Annotated in this window: 2 protein-coding genes; both read left to right on the top strand. The window is 72.1% G+C overall.

Annotated elements, in window-relative coordinates; all coding sequences use genetic code 11:
- Positions 1 to 479, top strand: a 479-nt coding sequence (locus ACTIFU_RS18730; protein ID WP_439579840.1) for an ATP-binding cassette domain-containing protein, incomplete at its 5' end; no start/stop codon positions are given.
- Entirely contained in the window at positions 466 to 1,134 is a 669-nt protein-coding gene (locus ACTIFU_RS18725; protein ID WP_439579839.1) for an ABC transporter ATP-binding protein, read from the top strand. The genes ACTIFU_RS18730 and ACTIFU_RS18725, both read left to right, overlap by 14 nt.
- The last annotated feature ends 51 nt before the right edge of the window (positions 1,135 to 1,185 follow it).

The raw sequence follows: 1,185 nt of genomic DNA, 5'->3' as shown, positions 1-1,185 counted from the left end.
CGGTGATCGAGAACGTCGCGCTGAAGGTCGCGGCGCACGGGCGGTTCTGGCGCGCACTGCGTCCGCTGCTCGATGCCGAGACCGCGACCGCGGCGATGCGGCTGCTCCAGCAGTTCGGGCTTGCCGACGTCGCGACCGCGCGGGCGACCGAGCTGAACGAGGGCACGCGCAAGCTCACCGACATCGCCATGGCCATGGCCCTGAAACCCCGCCTCCTGCTGATGGACGAGCCGACCTCTGGCGTCGCGTCGTCCGAGAAGTTCGGCATCATGGACACGCTGGTCACCGCCCTGCGTGCCGAGGGCGTCACCGCCGTGTTCGTTGAGCACGACATGGAGGTGGTCGAGCGCTACGCTGACCGGGTGGCGGTCTGGAGCCAGGGCAAGATCCTCGCTGCAGGGCCACCCGCGGAGGTGCTCGCCGACCCCGCCGTGCTGCGCGAGGTGATCGGCGTCGAGACCAAACATGCTCACGCTTGAGCGGATCGACGTCGCGATCGCCGGCACGCGCGTGCTGCGCGGCGTGGACCTGGCGGTCGACCATAGCGGCCGGGTCGCCCTGGTCGGACGGAACGGCGCGGGCAAGACCACCACGCTGCGCGCCATCATGGGGCTCGTGCCGCTGTCGGGCGGGCGGATCGGCTTCGAGGGCCAGGACCTGAGCCGCGTGCCCGCGCATCGCCGCACCGGACTCGCGATCGGCTACGCGCCCGAGGAGCGGCGGCTGTTCTCCTCCTTCACCGTGGAGGAGAACCTGCGCCTGCCGGCCGAGGTGGTCGGGCTGTCGGGTACGGAGACGCGGCGCCGCCTCGACAAGACCTACGCCATCCTGCCGGAGATCGCCGAGTTCAAGGACCGCAAGGCCGGCGGGCTGTCGGGCGGGCAGGGCAAGATGGTCGCACTCGGCCGCGCGCTGATGACCGGCACCAAGCTCGTGCTGCTCGACGAGCCGTTCCAGGGCCTCGCCCCGGCACTCGCGCGGCGCTATGCCGAGACGCTGATGCGCCTGCGCGAAGCCGAGCCGGACCTCGCGATCCTGATTACCGAGAGCAATCCCGACCTGCTCAAGCCGATGGTGGACAGCGCGTATCTGATCGAGCGCGGCGAGGTCCGGCTGACCTCGCTGCGGGGGTGAAACCGGGGGGGGGGGGGGGGGGGGGGGGGGGGGGCCGCCCCCCCCCCCCCC

This window comes from Elioraea sp., assembly GCF_051860475.1.
In the GTDB taxonomy this organism is placed as follows: Bacteria; Pseudomonadota; Alphaproteobacteria; order Acetobacterales; family Acetobacteraceae; genus Elioraea.
Note: the sequence above shows the minus strand (reverse complement) of the source record. Positions and strands in the feature narration are given on the sequence as shown.